15 protein-coding genes are annotated in these 16,048 nt (G+C 60.4%); 13 read left to right on the forward strand and 2 right to left on the reverse strand.

The features are described 5' to 3' along the window. Positions 1-648, reverse strand: a 648-nt coding sequence (locus tag NW835_RS02985) for a bifunctional ornithine acetyltransferase/N-acetylglutamate synthase (protein WP_414414484.1), incomplete at its 3' end; no start/stop codon positions are given. A gap of 251 nt (positions 649-899) precedes the next feature. Between NW835_RS02985 and NW835_RS02990 the strand changes: the two genes are divergently transcribed. The 13 genes from NW835_RS02990 (at position 900) to NW835_RS03050 (ending at position 15,437) form a co-directional block, all read left to right on the forward strand. Further along, positions 900-1,235 carry a class I SAM-dependent methyltransferase gene (locus tag NW835_RS02990; RefSeq protein ID WP_414414485.1) on the forward strand — a complete coding sequence of 112 codons (336 nt, stop codon included), beginning with the start codon at positions 900-902 and terminating at the stop codon, positions 1,233-1,235. A 159-nt stretch (positions 1,236-1,394) separates the two neighbouring features. Then, positions 1,395-1,850, forward strand: a complete 456-nt coding sequence (locus NW835_RS02995; RefSeq protein ID WP_414365067.1) for a hypothetical protein — start codon at positions 1,395-1,397, stop codon at positions 1,848-1,850. A gap of 108 nt (positions 1,851-1,958) precedes the next feature. Beyond that, positions 1,959-2,303, forward strand: coding sequence for an MgPME-cyclase complex family protein (locus tag NW835_RS03000; RefSeq protein ID WP_414365065.1), 345 nt, complete (start codon positions 1,959-1,961; stop codon positions 2,301-2,303). A 213-nt stretch (positions 2,304-2,516) separates the two neighbouring features. Continuing rightward, positions 2,517-4,055, forward strand: coding sequence for an MFS transporter (locus tag NW835_RS03005; RefSeq protein ID WP_414414486.1), 1,539 nt, complete (start codon positions 2,517-2,519; stop codon positions 4,053-4,055). Between the two features lie 181 nt (positions 4,056-4,236). Next, entirely contained in the window at positions 4,237-5,427 is a 1,191-nt protein-coding gene (locus NW835_RS03010; protein WP_414365063.1) for a glycosyltransferase family 4 protein, read from the forward strand. A gap of 101 nt (positions 5,428-5,528) precedes the next feature. Further along, a complete protein-coding gene (locus tag NW835_RS03015) occupies positions 5,529-7,256 on the forward strand; it encodes a PP2C family protein-serine/threonine phosphatase (protein WP_414414487.1) in 1,728 nt (575 codons plus the stop codon). Positions 7,257-7,349: 93 nt separating this feature from the next. Beyond that, positions 7,350-7,568: a hypothetical protein gene (locus NW835_RS03020; RefSeq protein WP_414365060.1), complete on the forward strand. Its 219-nt coding sequence runs from the start codon at positions 7,350-7,352 to the stop codon at positions 7,566-7,568. 120 nt (positions 7,569-7,688) lie between these two features. Continuing rightward, positions 7,689-9,158 carry an argininosuccinate lyase gene (argH, locus tag NW835_RS03025; protein WP_414414497.1) on the forward strand — a complete coding sequence of 490 codons (1,470 nt, stop codon included), beginning with the start codon at positions 7,689-7,691 and terminating at the stop codon, positions 9,156-9,158. 131 nt (positions 9,159-9,289) lie between these two features. Continuing rightward, positions 9,290-9,910 carry a hypothetical protein gene (locus tag NW835_RS03030; protein ID WP_414414488.1) on the forward strand — a complete coding sequence of 207 codons (621 nt, stop codon included), beginning with the start codon at positions 9,290-9,292 and terminating at the stop codon, positions 9,908-9,910. Between the two features lie 887 nt (positions 9,911-10,797). After that, a complete protein-coding gene (wecB, locus tag NW835_RS03035; protein WP_414370501.1) occupies positions 10,798-11,925 on the forward strand; it encodes a non-hydrolyzing UDP-N-acetylglucosamine 2-epimerase in 1,128 nt (375 codons plus the stop codon). A 119-nt stretch (positions 11,926-12,044) separates the two neighbouring features. After that, positions 12,045-12,620, forward strand: coding sequence for an ureidoglycolate lyase (locus NW835_RS03040; RefSeq protein ID WP_414414489.1), 576 nt, complete (start codon positions 12,045-12,047; stop codon positions 12,618-12,620). A 651-nt stretch (positions 12,621-13,271) separates the two neighbouring features. Next, a complete protein-coding gene (gene ftsZ / locus NW835_RS03045) occupies positions 13,272-14,396 on the forward strand; it encodes a cell division protein FtsZ (RefSeq protein ID WP_414365925.1) in 1,125 nt (374 codons plus the stop codon). Positions 14,397-14,465: 69 nt separating this feature from the next. Continuing rightward, positions 14,466-15,437 (forward strand): D-alanine--D-alanine ligase, encoded by a 972-nt coding sequence (locus NW835_RS03050; RefSeq protein WP_414414490.1) that lies wholly within the window; start codon positions 14,466-14,468, stop codon positions 15,435-15,437. 143 nt (positions 15,438-15,580) lie between these two features. On the opposite strand, the gene NW835_RS03055 is transcribed toward NW835_RS03050, so the two are convergent. Beyond that, positions 15,581-15,904 carry a hypothetical protein gene (locus NW835_RS03055; protein WP_414365927.1) on the reverse strand — a complete coding sequence of 108 codons (324 nt, stop codon included), beginning with the start codon at positions 15,902-15,904 and terminating at the stop codon, positions 15,581-15,583. Between the last annotated feature and the right edge of the window lie 144 nt (positions 15,905-16,048).

Genomic DNA, 16,048 nt, shown 5'->3' on the forward strand with positions numbered 1-16,048 from the left:
GGCAGCCTGCTGGAGGAGCTGCTGCCACAGGTGGGGATCTACAGCCGCGTCGCAGGTCAAGAAAGCCAGCATCGTCGCCAAGTTGGGGTGGATCATGCCGGATCCCTTGGCAATGCCTCCCACCCGGATGGTGTAGCCGTCGATCTCGGCCTCTAGGGCTGTACTCTTGGTTACCAGGTCGGTGGTGAGGATGGCGCGGGCGGCGCTCTCTCCTCCTATGGGCGAGAGGCTGTCGATCAGGCGGGGCAGGGCTGCCTCGATTTTGGCCATTTCCAATTGCCGCCCGATCACCCCTGTCGAGGCAGTGAGCACCTGTTGGGCCGGGATCCCCAGCCGTTCTCCTACCCAGAGAGCCAGTTGGGTGTTGTTGCGCTCCCCTTCTTCTCCTGTACAGGCGTTGGCTTGGCCGGCGTTGCAAAGGATGGCCCGCACCGGTTGCCCTTGGGCGAGGATCCTTTGGTTATAGGTAACACAAGCGGCCTTGACCTGGTTGGTAGTGAAAACGCCAGCCCCCACTGCATTGCAGTCAGAGACGATCAAAGCCAGATCGGCAGCTCCAGAGGGCTTGAGGCCGGCAGCCACGCCAGCAGCGCGGAACCCTCGTGGGGCGGTAACGGCGCCCGCAACCCGTTTAAATTGGGATCCCATAGATTCTGGGGCCAAGGGGTGATCGGCATTATCATACCGGCTTGCCGCTCAGATCGGGGTTCAGGGTCAGGGCTGGCAACTGGCAAGTTTTGCCCAAGAAACTCTCTGGAAACCACATCTGAGGGAGGGCGGGGGTTGACCCTCCCACCGCCTAAAGGTGGGGAATTCTTACGCCGTTCAACAACGAACTCGTAAAGACGCTGTCAAGACACCTCTAGACAGTTCCTTGAGGCAAAGCTCCAAGGTTCTGCTTGCTTTTCTGTTCGCGTCAGCGGGACGGAGTCCTTGCGGTTGTCAGCGTGTTTCTCTTCCACGAACTGCCCAGCCCAGCCCGGCAAAATGTCATCAATGAGATGAGCCGGGTGGTGAAGCCGGGGGGCGTCATTGTCATCTGCGATTCGGTGCAACTGCTGGATTCGCCCGAGCTGGAGGAGACGATGGAAGCTTTTGTGCAAACCTTCCACGAACCCTACTACCGGGACTACATCCGCGATGATCTGGGGGTGCGCCTGCAGCAGGCAGGCTGTGAGGTGTTGCGCCGAGAAACCCACTACGTCAGCACTTATATCTTGGCCCGTAAGAGTTGAGCGCCCTTGCCAAAAGCTTAAGAGGGTAAGGAGATTCGCGGTCGCTTGGCCAAAAGCTGTATAGTAGTATCAGACACGAAACCTCGGATAAGAAGCTAAGTCATCAACGCCCTTCAGTGCAAGGCGGTCGGAATCCTTTCTTATCTTATACTTAGGCTCATGTCCCCTCCGTATGGATCCCTCCGTGCCGGCATCACTGCTCTCAAGCAGGAGCGCTACTTAGAGGCGATCAACCTTCTCGAGTCTTTCTGCTACTGCTGCTCGATTCAGGAGAGCTCACCCCGCCAGAAAGAGCGCAACGGTTCCAGGATAGATCCTGAGGAATGCGCTTTGGCGCGGGTAGCCCTGGTTATGGCTTATCAGGGAAGCGGCGACTTGGAGCGCTCGACTGCCCTCTGCCAGGAACTCTTGGAGCAGGGGGAAACCCCTTCAACTCCCCTCTGGGCGCAGGAATGGGCAGCTCAAGCTCTGCCTATCCTCAAGCAGGCTTCAGAGCACTCTATGTCCCCTGAGGAAGTGATAGCGCGGCTACCTGTCCTCCGGCAGTTGCAAGACTGCCAGTCCCTCCGCAGATCTCGCGATCCGGCCCTGCATTTACTCAAGTCTGCCAACTAATCCTGCCAGTAGGTTAAAGTTGGCAACTCTAGGCAAGAGCCGGCGGGAGAAGTTGTGTTTTTGCCAGGAACCCCCCTCTAGGCGTTTGAATCTTACACTTTTCAGAGTATGCCTGCTGCTGAGCCCACCACCTACCACTTTATTGTTGCCAGTCTGTCTTTTTTGCGCTCTGAACCTCTGGAGGAAGTGCTGGAGGAGCGTCGCCGACACTATGAGGAGCACCATCGCCCCATCGATTTCTTTTGGGTGCCCCAGCCGGCTTTCATGGAAGCTCCAGAGTTAAGGCTCCTACGCAACAAGTTGAAGGAGCCGCTGGGGGCAGTGGTCTCGACCAATGAGGATTTCATCCGTTGGCTGGCGCTGCGCCTCACTTTTGTGGAAAAGGGCAGCTTTGTAGCCCCCAGCGAGTCGATCCCGGATCCCTTGCGCTCCCTATCGTTGTCAGAAAGCTGATAGCCTTTCCCCACCATCGCCTTAGCGGCTTGCTCAGGGGGGAGGCACAACTTGGGCGGCCAGGGGTAAGCTCCCCTGGAGGGGAGGCCAGTTTGATTGCAGGCTAGGTCAAGATTTAAGATTAGGGCACCTCTCCCAAGCCAGCAGCGGTAATGCTGGAGCGCGGCAGGGAAAGCCAAGGCGGGAGAGAGGGATATGCTGGACGGGGGCACCATGACTTTGGAGCAACGATGGGACTGGCCGGAAGAGGAGGTGGAGGTCTGCCACCGGACTTCTCATCTTCGGGATCTTCCTTTCACATTTCCTTCAACTGAGGTGCTGAAGTCAGAGGCCCCCCCACTTGAGCCGCCGGCAAGTCCCCCCTCCGGCTCGCTGAAGTGTTCGTCGGGGGATCCCTTGCCAGAGCCCCCTCCCCAGGATCCCAAAGAGGATAGCCAAGTGGATTCCCCTTTCTCAGGGACAGGCCTGGGAAACTTTGCTGCCGTCCTGCGTCGACCCAACTTCCTGCTGCTGTGGATGGGGCAGGTGTTTTCCCAGTTGGCCGACAAGGTGTTGTTGGTGCTGCTGATTGGGTTGATCTCGAGGCAGTTTCAGCCGGAAGGGGCCTCCATCAGCGGCTGGGTGGCGGCGGTTATGCTGGCTTTTACGCTGCCGGCGGTGTTGTTGGGCAGTCTGGCAGGGGTGTTTGTGGATCGCTGGCCCAAGAAGGGGGTGCTGGTGCTCTCCAACGTGGTGCGCGGGATCCTGGTGCTGCTGTTGCCGCCGCTGCTCTGGCTTACCGCCGGGCGTGACCTTTGGCCAGGGATCCCTTTGGGCTTTGGCAGCCTGTTGCTGGTGAGCTTTGCCGTCTCTGTCTTGACCCAGTTTTTTGCTCCTGCCGAACAGGCCACTCTGCCGCTGATCCTGCCTAGGCGGGAGCTGTTGGCGGCCAACTCCCTCTACACCACGACGATGATGGCTTCGCTGATCGTCGGCTTTGCCATTGGCGAGCCCCTATTAACGCTGGCGGATCGCTGGGTGCGCGCGTGGTTGCCCGGCTGGGAGGTAGGGCCAGAGCTGTTGGTGGGGGGAGCCTACCTGTTGGCGGGATCCCTGCTGCTGCTGTTGCAACCCCACGAGAGGCTGGAGCCCCGGCCTTGGCAGGCCCCCCATCTCTGGGAAGATCTCAAGCTGGGCCTGCAATACATCGGGCAAATGCCCTTGATCCGCGCGGCCCTGCTGCAAATGGTGGTGCTCTACTCGCTGTTTGCGGCGCTGGCGGTCTTGGCGGTGCGCATGGCCGAGGTGACGGCGGAGCTGGAGGCAGATCAGTTTGGGGTGTTGCTGGCGGCTGCCGGCCTGGGCATGGCCATTGGCGCCTTTTGGGTGGGGCATACAGGCCGGCAGGTGAGCCGTCGCGCCTGGAGTGGGCTGGGATCCCTGTTGCTGTGTCTGTCCTTGGCGGCCTTGTCCTGGACGGAGGGGAAGCTGTTTCCCAGCTTGGCTTGGATTGCCCTGCTGGGCTGTGGAGGGGCGTTGGTGGCGGTGCCCATGCAAACCCTGCTCCAGGAGGAGACCCCCGAACATCTGCGCGGCAAGGTTTTTGGACTGCAGAACAATGCGGTCAACATTGCTCTCAGTTTGCCGCTGGTTTTGGCGGGGGTGGCGGAAACGTATTTCGGCCTTGCCTGGACGTTTCTCGGCCTGGCAGCCCTGACCGGGTCGGCGGGGCTGTACCTCTGGGGTCTGCTGGGCAGAGAGGGGCACAGATAAGTTTTTCTGCTGGATAGCTGCGGCGTAGGGCTGGGTATCTGTCAATGCCTTGTCGGTCTAGGTTTCTCCCCTGAGAGGGGAGCAGCGGGCCGACGTGGGATGCGAGTCTGCTACCCTTATAGAGGCTTTGAATCGCACATCCCGTTGCAGATCAGCGTTCTGGCGCCGTAGGGATCCGCCCATGCACATCGCCTGGATAGGCAAGAAGGCACCTTTCTGTGGCAACGTCACCTATAGCCGTGAGGTAACCAACGGCCTTTTGGAGCGGGGACATCAGGTGAGCTTTTTCCATTTCACCAACGAAAGCCCCTCCCCCAGCCTGGAGGCCCCTGCTGTAGAGGGATCCCGTCGGGGGAGCCGTTGGCATGCTGAGCTGGCGGGGCGGGATGTTTCCCTGCCCTGTCTGTACAAGTCGCAGATTTACACAATCCCGGCTCCCAACGCCCGGCGGTTGCTGACCCAAGCCCTACGGGAATTGCAGCCGGATCTGGTGCATGCCTCGCTGACGATTTCTCCCATCGATTTTGTCCTGCCGGAGATCTGTGCCGAGCTGAACCAGCCCCTGGTGGCTACCTTCCACCCGGCCTTCGACCGGCGGCGGCGCAACATCGCCTCCCGCACCCAATACCTGGCTTATCAGCTCTATGCCCCTTGTTTGGCCCACTACGACCGCACCATCGTCTTCTCGGAAACACAGCGGCAGATCTTGGTCAGGCTGGGGGTGAGCCGCGAGCAGGTGGTGGTCATCCCCAACGGCGTCGACGTGGATAAGTATTCGCCGGGGCCCTCCACCCTGAAGCAACGGTTGGGGCTGGAGCGGGTCTTTGTCTACCAAGGACGGATCTCACCGGAAAAAAATGTCGAGGCCCTGCTCAAAGCCTGGAAGCAGGCTCAAATGGGTGAGAAGTGTGGCCTCCTGATTGTGGGGGATGGACCCCTGCTCAATACCCTCAAGCCTTTCTACACCCGCCAGCACGGGATCCACTGGCTGGGCTACGTTGCCGACGAGCAGCAGCGCATCGAGATCCTGCGCGGATCCGACGTGTTCATTCTGCCCTCCTTGATTGAGGGGCTGTCTTTGTCGCTGCTGGAGGCGATGGCCTGTGGGGTAGCGGCAGTGGCTACCGACGTCGGGGCCGATGGCGAGGTTTTGGCCGATGGAGCCGGGATCCTGTTGGATCCGGGGCGGGTGACGGTGGAGCTGCAAACGCTACTGCCTCTGTTGCGGGATCAACGGGAATTTACGCAACTGCTGGGGATGAAAGCCCGCCAGCGGGTGCTGGAGCGCTATACCCTCAGCCACAACCTTAGCCAGTTGGAGCAGCTCTACCAGGAGCTGAGTCAGGGGTCCCGTCAGCGCCGCCGGGCGTAAGGAGGACTACTGGGATTGGGCTAAAACTTTTGTGATAGAGCTTCTGATATTTTTGCTAAACTGCATCGTTATGTCTCCAAGGGATTTCCTCTAACTTCCCGATGGATGAGCACGGCCCGCAAAAAGCCTTTCCGGCGCAGCCCCCTGCCGGGCTGTCGGGTTTGTCCTGGTCAGAGTCTCTGCTTGCCCAAGGTGCGGACAGAAACTCCTTTCCCACCAACGTTCCGGCTGCGTCGCTGTCGCCCCTTGATGAGCAGGGCGATCTGCGCTCGGCTCAAGTTGGCCCAGAGGAGGAGCCCGAGGCGGCCTTGGAGGAGAGGGAGCTGACGGAAGTGAAACCGGCCATCTTGCCCGCCCCGCCGAAGCCGGAGCCGGTGGTAGAGCTGGGGACAGAACAGCAGCCGATGCTGTATTTGCTAGGGGGATTGGCCTTTGCCCTGCGCTCCTTCAACAACCTAAACCAGATCCTAGAGCTCACTGCTTTTGTGGCCAGCCAACTCACCGATGCCGAGGGCGGAGCGCTGGTGTTGTTCAACCCCAACGGCACTATTCAGTTGGATCAACTGCATTGTTCGGATCTGAACCGGCGTGAGCAGATTCGCGCCGAGATGGAGCAGATCGCCCAAGCTCTGTCGGCTCAGGAGCCGATTTTAAAAACCGAGGGATCCCTGTCGGTGAAGATCCCGGCCTTGGAACATCTCTTGGACGAACGCCTGCGCCAGAGCCTGGGGCCAGATGTGCGCCTGTTCGGGACGCCGCTGTTGATTCGCAGCTCCGTCCAGGGGCGCCTGTACGTCTTCAGCCGTCAGCCCGGCTACCAGTGGAATGAACGTCGCCAACAACTGCTGCGGTTGGTGGCTGACCAAGCGGGCGTGGCCATCGAGAACGAGCGCTTGACGGCGGCCTTACGCCGCAAAATGGCTCTGGAAAAAGAAATGGAGATTGGCTCCTACATCCAGACCCAACTGCTGCCCCGCCACTACCCCCAAGTCAAGGGCATTCGGCTGGCGGCCCGCTGCCGCGTGGCCAGCAAGGTGGGGGGCGACTACTATGATTTCATCAAGATCCCCAGCGAGCGGCCGGAAAACTCTGAGGCCGCCGCCGATGAGCCGGTTGGATCCCTGGCCCCTTCCTCTGAACCATCCGAAGACTTTCGCTTGGCCATCGTGATTGGGGACGTGATGGGCAAAGGTGTCCCTGCCGGCATGTTGATGAGCATGACCCGTGCCATGGTGCGGGCAGAAGCCCTCAACCGCCACTCGCCGGCCCGCGTTCTCCAACATCTCAACCGGGCCATGTACAGCGATCTGGAAAACTCCAATCGCTTCATCAGCCTGTTTTACTCAGAATACGATCCCCGCTCCCGTCGCCTCTGTTTTAGCAACGCTGCCCATAACCCCACCCTCTGGTGGCGGGCCCGCACCCGCGACATCCAGCCCCTAGACACAGAAGGAGCGCTGATTGGCTTAGAGGAACACAGCCAATACTCGGAAGCCTGCGTGCAACTGCAGCCGGGAGATGTTGTAGTCTATTACACCGATGGCTATGTCGAGGCCGCCAATACCCGCGGGGAGCGGCTGGAGACCTCAGGCTTGATGGACGCCATTCAACATGCTGCCAGTCGCTACGAGTCGCCCGAGGAGATCTTGGAGAACCTTTTTGAGCAGATGGACGCCTTCCGGGGCCGCCAGGGATCCCGTCCTGTTGTCCCAGAGCCGCCGGCGGATCCGGAGCTCTTGTTTCAGGATGAGATTTCCCTGCGGCCTGAGCCGGTGGACGATACAACGCTGGTGGTGTTGAAAGTATTGCCCGATTCTGAGCCAAGCTAGCTACGAAGGTTCAAACTAAGGGTACTCTCTAGCTAGGGAAGCCTCTTGGGTGGTGGCCCGCTTTCCTAGTTGACCTTTGCCTGAGGTATAAGCATGCACTTCACTGCTCCTGGCTCCGAGCTCTCCTCGGTTTACTTGCCGGCCTCGCCGGCCTTGCAGACGGAAGTGATTGTCGCCCAGGTGTTCCGGCAGGACGTGCTGGCCGATATCCGCAGGGGTTGGAACAACTTCGTGGAATCGGGCCAAATTTGGGCGCTTTTGATAGGAATCGTGGCGGGCTACATGCTCAAGAGCATCACTAGCTCCCACTAGAGGCGGTGGCGCTCGGATTCCTTGGCCCTGAGGTGGCGGCGCCTTGGCCGTCGCCGCTTTGCTTACTTTTTTTAGACGAGTCTTTCTGTGGTGGTCGATCCCTATCCTCCTTCCGAGTCCATGTCCCAGCCGACGGCACCTTCCACCCCGCGCCCCTGGAGCGGACGCTTTGCGGGATCCCTGCACCCTCAGATTGCCCGCTTCAACGCCAGCATCGGCTTCGATATTCGCCTTTTGCCCTACGATGTGGCCGGATCCCTGGCCCACGTGCAGATGCTGGGGGCTTGCGGCATCTTGAGCCGCGAAGAGGCAGAGCAAATTCGGCAGGGGCTGGAGCGGATCCAGAAGGAAGTTGCCGAGGGCATCTTCCAGCCTGACCCTGAGGCGGAAGATGTCCACTACGCCGTCGAGCGCCGCCTGGTGGCCTTGGTGGGGGAAGTGGGCAAAAAACTGCACACGGGGCGCTCCCGCAACGACCAAGTGGCCACCGACCTGCGCCTTTACCTACGGGATCAAATCGACGCTATCCGGCACTTCCTCTGGGAGCTGCGGGGGGTTTTGTTGGACTTGGCCGACCAGCACGTGGAGACGCTCCTACCTGGCTACACCCACCTGCAGCGGGCCCAGCCCATTAGCTTGGCCCACCACCTCCTAGCCTACGAAGAAATGCTCTGGCGGGACTGGCAACGCTTGGGGCGGGTGCGGGAAGAGGTCAACGTCTGCCCCCTGGGATCCGGGGCCTTGGCTGGCACTTCCTTGCCCATCGACCGGCAGCTTGTTGCCCATCTGCTGGGGTTTGAGCGCATCAGCGCCAACAGCCTGGATGCGGTGAGCGACCGCGACTTCCTTGTGGAGTTCCACGCTGCCGCCAGCCTGATTCTGGTGCATCTCAGCCGTCTCTCGGAAGAGATCATCCTCTGGGCCACGCAGGAGTTTGGCTTTGTCGCCCTCACCGATGCCTGTGCTACCGGCTCCAGCCTCATGCCCCAGAAGAAGAATCCCGATGTGCCGGAATTGGTGCGGGGCAAGACAGGGCGGGTGTTCGGCCATCTCCAAGCTCTGCTGGTCACCTTGAAGGGGCTGCCTCTGGCCTACAACAAAGATTTGCAAGAGGACAAAGAGGGGCTCTTCGATACCGTTGATACTGTAAAGGCCTGCTTGGAGGCGATGATAATCCTGCTCCGGGAAGGCATCCAATTCCAAACCCAACGCATGGAGGCCGCCGTACGGGAAGATTTCTCCAACGCCACCGATGTGGCCGACTACCTGGTGCGCAGAGGGATCCCCTTTCGCAGCGCCCACGATCTAGTGGGCCAGATCGTGCGTACCTGTATGGCAGAGGGGATCCTGCTGCAGGATCTGCCCTTAGAGCGCTGGAAAAGCTTTCACCCGGCCTTTGAAGCGGATATTCTGGCAGCCATCGATCCCCAGCGGGTAGTGGCGGCGCGGCTCAGCCCTGGAGGCACTGGCTTTGCAGTGGTGCGGGAAGCCTTGCAACGGGCCCAGGCCCGCCACCGACAGGCAGAGCCGGCAGAAGAACCCCCACCGAACCCCCCCTCCCCTGGTTCTGGGCTGCCCTTCGAGGGCTGAGCAGTGGCCCTCCCTCCCGCCCTCTTCCCCTCAAGGAGAGGGGAGCCACGCCGCCTATTCCGGCTTGCCCCCTCTGTCCGCGACCCTAGGAGCGGCCCCCCAGCCATTGGCCTTGAGAAACCGGAGGAAGGATGCGAGCCAGAGCCATCTCCCCACCCCCCTCTGCCCTAGGAGAGGTGGTGGAGGCCGACACCACAACTTTTGTGGCCCAGTGCCTAAGGCCGGAACGCCTGACCTTCCCGACCCTGCCCGCTCTCGGCAGTTGGATCCGCTCCCAAGACGAGGAGACCGGCAACCTAATCTATGGGGTGGTCTGCTACGCCGCCATGACTCCCATCGATACGGTTCACCGCCCCAGAGCGTTGGGCCTCTCCACCCAGGAGCTGCGGGAGCAGCAGCCCCAGATTTTCGCCATGTTGCGCAGCGATTTCCGCGCTGCCATTGTCGGCTTCGTTGGCGGGGGACGAGTTTATCAGTACCTGCCGCCGCGCCCGCCCCAGATTCACCAGCCGGTCTACCCCTGCTCTGAAAGCGAGGTAAGGGAGTTTTGCCGCTCTTTTGAGTTTTTGCGCACCCTGCTGCGTGTCAACGGGATCCCCAGCGACGAGTTGGTGGCCGCTGTCATCCGTCAGACTTACCGGATCTTGAACCGGGATCGCCACTGGTTGGTGCAAGCAGGGCGGCAGTTGAGCTCGCTGTTGCGAGATGATTACGAACACCTCAGCGCAATTTTACGAAAGATTGAAGCCTAAGCGAAGAAATATTGAGAATAGTCCTGAATCCCGCCGAAATTTCATCTGAGGGTGATAGCCTGAGGCAAAATCTTGTGAATCATCCCTTTTGTACCCTATTTCTTGCGTCAAAATGTTTAACAAATTTAATCCCTCTGACAAACCCTCCAAAGGCAACTGGGCAGGTCGCACTTTTTCCGCTGCTGTAGGCGCTTCGGTAGCAGCGGCTATTTGCATGGCTCATGGCCAGCCGCCCTTCCTATCGCTGCTGGTGGCCAGTTGTGCAACGGTGTTTACCCTCGTTTGTGATGAGATGAGCTGGATATAGGCTCGGGGCCAGCTTTGGGCTTTTAGCCCGTCTGAGGCAACCATCGAACGACAAGATATCGACAAGATACTCTCCGGATCAAACGCCGCTAAGAGTCTCTCTGGGGGATGTGTAAGCGTCTGCTGCGCAATTCGTCTTGGCGGGCCGTAGTCCTTGGCAAGCTAGAAGAGGGCGGATACGGATTCCTGTCTCTCCAGGCTTTTGGCTGGATCTGGAGGCCCTGGTAACTGTCGCTGGCCCGGCAGCCTCCAGGCCCACTGGGGCAAGGTGGGCAGGGATCGAGCAGCGCTGTTTGGTTTTGATGTTTTTTGCCGGATCCCTGCCCAGGGCTGGCTTCAGCGAAGCAAAGGGTAGAGCAATCGGGGGTTAAGATCGGGGGAAGCGCCCTCTGCTGGTTTCTCTTTGCCTGTAGTTGGCCCTAGGGACATCCCCATCTACAGAGGCTGTGCTGCCGCAACCTGAGAACCAGTCAGGCCCTTTCTAAAACCTGGTTTCAAAACCTGATTTGATGGTCGCTCTGTCTGGAGCCGAGTCAGAGCTGCTCGCTTCCCCCAAGCGCCGATGCCCTTGAGCCTATGATATGACCTCCCTTCCTCTGGTTTCTGTGATCTTGGGCACGCGGCCCGAAGCCATTAAGCTAGCTCCGGTAATCCAGGCCCTGCGGGCCAGTCCACACCTGCGCACTGAGGTGATCCTGACAGGGCAACACCGGGAGATGGTGGATCAGGTGATGCGGCTCTTCGGCCTACGGGCGGATCGGGATCTGGAGATCATGCGTCCCCGCCAAAGCCTGACTGACATCACCGAAGCCACCCTGCGCGGCCTGGAACCCTATTTTCAGGAGCGCCAGCCCCAACTGGTTCTGGTGCAGGGCGATACTACGACCGCCTTTGCCGCTGCCCTGGCCGCTTTCTATCAACGCATCCCGGTGGGGCATGTGGAAGCCGGCCTGCGCACTGACGATCTCTACCACCCTTTTCCTGAAGAGGCCAATCGCCGTCTCATTTCTCAGTTGGCCAGCCTGCACTTTGCCCCCACCCCGCAAGCGGTGGATAACCTGAAGCGAAGCCACGTGGTTGGCTCCATTTACTGCACCGGCAACACCGTCATCGACGCCCTGCTGCAGGTGGCCGCCCACGGGATCCCTTGCCCCATCCCCGGCCTAGACTGGCAGCGCTACCGCGTTTTGTTGGTTACTGTGCACCGGCGGGAAAACTGGGGGGATCCCTTGATAGCCATCGGCCAGGCTCTGCTGCAGATTTTGGCGGAGTTCCCCGATACGGCCCTCCTCTTGCCTCTCCACCCCAACCCCGCGGTGCGGGATCCCCTGCAGGCCCTGTTGGGATCCCGGGAGCGAGTTTTTCTTACCGAGCCCTTGGACTACCCCTGCTGGGTCAGCGCCATGCAGCGCTGCACTCTCATCCTCAGCGATTCCGGTGGTATTCAAGAGGAGGCCCCCGCCCTGGGCAAGCCGGTGCTGGTGCTGCGGCAGACCACCGAGCGGCCGGAAGCCGTTGCTGCCGGCACCGCCCGCCTGGTGGGTACCCATCCCGAAAAGATCCTGGAGGCGGCCCGAGAATTGCTCACGGATCCCCAGGCCTACGCCCGCATGGCCCAGGCCCAAAACCCCTTCGGCGACGGCACCGCTGCCCGGCAAATTTGCCACATCATCGAGAGGCAGTTTAACTCGCCCATCTCACCAGAATAAGGCCCGCAGAGGCTCAGACTGTTGTGGGGAGAACCGTTGCCTGCTCCTCCCTTGCTTAAAATGCGGCTGCTCCGAAGAACTCTATGACTCAAAAAGTCAGTCAACTGAGGAGACCGACCATGAGCAAGACCCCAACTGGCACCCCTGTTGTTCGTGTGCCAATCGTGGAGGCAACCCCCGAAAATGTGCGGCCCTTCGGCCAACTGCTAGGGGATGATGTGGCCCATCCCGGGTTGGGGATCCCCTTTTATCAGGGGCGCGTTTTAGAAGGGCAAAACATCGACTCCCAGTACACTGGCAAAGCCGTCATCCGCACTGCCAAGATCCTGCCCGGCTACCCGGCTGTGTTCTGGCTAGAGCGCCACCTGCGTATGACCCAGTTGTTTGTTGCCTTGGGACAGGAGCCATTCATCATGGTCATGGCTCCCCCCAACCACCCCAAAACCCTCCCCGACCTGGACAAAGTGCAAGCCCTGCGCTTCCCTGCCGGGCACGGGCTGCTGCTGCACCGCGGCACCTGGCACGATTTCCCCATCGCCGGCGAGCGCCCCGTTGTTGTGCTGACTGCCAACTCCGAAGAAGTGGTAGAGGCCCTGGCCAACATGACGACGGCCCAGGAAATGGATCAGGGGGACGTGCTTAAAATTTCCCTGCCCCAGCGGCTGAACGCCGAGATCCATTTGCAGCCGCTCTAAGCCCATGGGCGGATCCCTGACGGCAACCCTCCCCCTGACTCTTTCGGCGCGGAAGCCTTCGGGTAGTTTGTAGAATACCCAAACCTCAGCATTAAAAATCGGCAAAAATTGGCAATTGGTCTGCCAGGCCCTAATTGGGAGGGGTGAGTATTCTCAAGTACTCCGAAAAGAAAACGCAAGGTTAGCTTTTAGGCAAGCGCAAGCTCGGCTCCGACCGAAGCGCGCTGGGAGCAACAGTTTGCCCTAATTTGGGCTCTACCTACTAGGTGTTCGGGAATACATACCCTTCGATAGGAACCTCGCTTGTACAAAAGAGGAAGCTTAACTGCAAAAGAAGATTCATAGGCAAAGTACGAAAGCTGCATCCGCCTATGAAGATCCACAAACGTCTTCACCGTTGGCATCGGAGGAGAGTTGCCTTATATTAAATCAGCTAGCATGCTCGATATTTGCCAGAATTAAGCTATCTTGAGGGCTGACATGCCATCCAGCAATTGGTCAGACTTCCATCCCCCCAATCCTGGGCAAAGCTTGGAGCAAGCCCAGTCAACGCCTTCCCCCTGGAGTGAGCGCTACGTGGGGGAGGACTCTCAGGTCGAGTACGAGAGAAACGGAGCCCAGACCAAGGCGGCGAATCATCCAGAGGGGAACATGCCGAGCAATGCCGCGAAAATTAAGGTGGTGGGCGTGGGGGGTGGAGGTGGCAACGCGGTCAGTCGGATGGCGGCCAGCAACCTCAAGGGCGTCGAGTTTTGGAGCATCAATACGGATGCTCAGGCCCTCGCTCAATCCTCAACATCGACGGTGAACCGCCTGCAAATCGGGCAAAAGTTAACCCGAGGGTTGGGGGCAGGCGGCAACCCGGCCATTGGTCAGAAAGCTGCCGAAGAGTCCAGTGAAGAAATTGCGGCCATTCTCAAGGGGGCGGATCTGGTCTTTATTGCCGCTGGCATGGGCGGGGGCACAGGGACAGGGGGAGCGCCTGTGGTTGCCCAGATTGCCAAGGCCAGCGGTGCCCTAACCGTAGGAGTCGTAACGCGGCCTTTTTCTTTTGAGGGCAAGCGGCGCGCCAAGCAGGCCGAAGAGGGGATCCAAGCACTGCAGGAGGCAGTGGATACCCTGATTGTGATCCCCAACGACAAGTTGCTCTCGGTGATCTCCGAGCAAACCCCTGTCCACGAGGCCTTTCGCGTCGCGGACGATGTCTTGCGCCAGGGGGTGCAGGGCATCTCGGATATCATCCTCATCCCTGGCATGATCAACGTGGATTTTGCCGATGTGCGCAGCGTGATGGCCGATGCTGGCACTGCCCTGATGGGCATTGGCATGGGATCCGGCAAGTCCCGCGCCCGCGAAGCCGCCATTACCGCCGTGTCTTCGCCCCTTCTGGAAACTTCCATCGAAGGGGCCAAGGGCGTGCTCTTCAACATCACCGGCGGGCTGGATCTGTCGTTGCACGAGGTCACGGTAGCGGCTGAGATCATCGCCGAGGCTGTGGATCCGGAGGCCAACATCATCTTCGGCACCGTGCAAGACGAGCGTATGCAAGGGGAGGTGCGCATCACCGTCATTGCCACCGGTTTCGACCGATCGCGGACGGCACCCAGTGCTTTCGCAGCCAAAACCGCTGTTGCCAACCCCAACAAGGTGGGGACGCGCAAGCCCACCTTTCCTAGCCCTGAGCCATCGCCTCGGCAGCCCCCTGAGCCTGAGCCCCCTGCTTCCGGGGGCTTGGACATTCCCGAGTTTTTGCGCCGCCGCCGCCCTCCTTCGTAGGGTAGAGTGGGGGGATGCGGCTATCCTGGTGCCGGTTGCTGAGAGTGGGGAGTGCTTTGGGGTTAAGCCATGAACATTGTTGTCTTGGCAGGGGGTCGTTCGGCAGAACGGCAGATCTCTTGGGTCACGGGCAAAGCCTGTAAGCGGGCGCTGGAGGATCTGGGGCATCGGGTGAAGCTGATCGACCCGGAGGAGGATCTGCCGCTGCGCCTTTGGCAGGAACGGCAGGCCGGCTGCGACTTCGTCTGGATTGCCCTGCACGGCCCCGGCGGCGAGGATGGGGTGGTGCAGGGGATGCTGGAGTGGCTGGGCCTGCCCTACCAGGGATCCGGGCCGTTGGCCAGTGCCCTAGCCATGGACAAGCTGGTCTCCAAGCAGATCTTTCGCGCCGAAGGGATCCCCACCCCTGAGTGGCTGGTCTGGGATGAAGCGCAGCCGCTCTCCTGGGCCGAGTGCGTGGCGCACTTGGGATCCCCGCTGGTAGTGAAGCCCAGCAACAGCGGCTCGACGGTGGGGATCAGCATTGCGCGGGATGAGATGTCGTTGGCTCAGGGGCTGGCGCTGGCCCGATCGGTCTCGTCGCGGGTTTTCCTGGAGCGCTACATTCCCGGCAAAGAGATCACCCTCTCCATCCTCTCCGGCCAGGTTTTCCCGGCCATTGAGATCATCCCCGCTCAGGGGGATTTTTACGATTACGAAGCCAAGTATGCCCCCGGCGGCTCGCGGCATTTGATCCCTTGTTCCCTCAGCGCGGCAGGGTTGGCCCGCTGCGAGGCGGCAGGGCTAAGGGCCTATCAGGTGTTGGGATGTGAGGGCCTGGCACGGGTGGATCTGCGGGTGGATGCCGACGAGAACCCCTGGGTGCTGGAGGTGAACACCCTGCCCGGCATGACCCCTACTTCGCTTTGCCCTGATGCGGCAGCGGCGCTGGGGTGGACGTTTACGGAGCTGGTGGAGCGGATGCTGCAGGATGCCCTGCAAAGGGCAGCTTCGACTCGCCCAGCCCCCTCTGGATCCGGGTCTTCACCACAGCCGGCTTGATCCCCAGCCAGACTGCTTTCTAGAGAAAGAAAAGGAGCAAGACCGCCACCGCCATCCCGACCATCAGCACTGCCGGCCACAGCCAGGCAATACGGGATCTGCCCTTGCCAGCAGCTTTCTTGTCGAGAGCCTTTTCTCTGGGCTCAGGCTTGGGGGCTGGCGGAATCGGGAGCAGCCAGCGTCAGATCCTGCAGCAGCCGATGGCTTTGTTTTTCCAGCACGAGCGTGGTTTCCTCAGCGCCCAAGAGAGGATCCCGCAGTGGCTCGGTTTGCTGCCACTCGTATTCGGAATGCCCCAACGCCTCCAGCCCGGCTCGCACCTGTTGGGTGAGATGGGGGTGGTTGAGCTGCGTTTGCGGGGAGCGGTTGAGGAGAACGTGCAAATGGCCCTGGCGACGTTTGACAGCAATTTTGACAGGGACAGCCAAGCTGGCCTGCAACGCCTGGGCAATCTCAGCTTCCGTCATCAAGTTTTATCCCGCTGTAGGCATCTAATACAGCCGTGGAATAGGGGTTGGAAGTGGGAGCAACGGCTTCAAGGTAGAATGTATCCGCATCTCCGGGGAGACATCGGCTTGCCAAGAAGTGATTCCCCGGCGGATCCCGGTATA

The sequence above is a fragment of the Synechococcus sp. OH2 genome (genome assembly GCF_047462155.1).
Classification (GTDB): Bacteria; Cyanobacteriota; Cyanobacteriia; order Thermostichales; family Thermostichaceae; genus Thermostichus.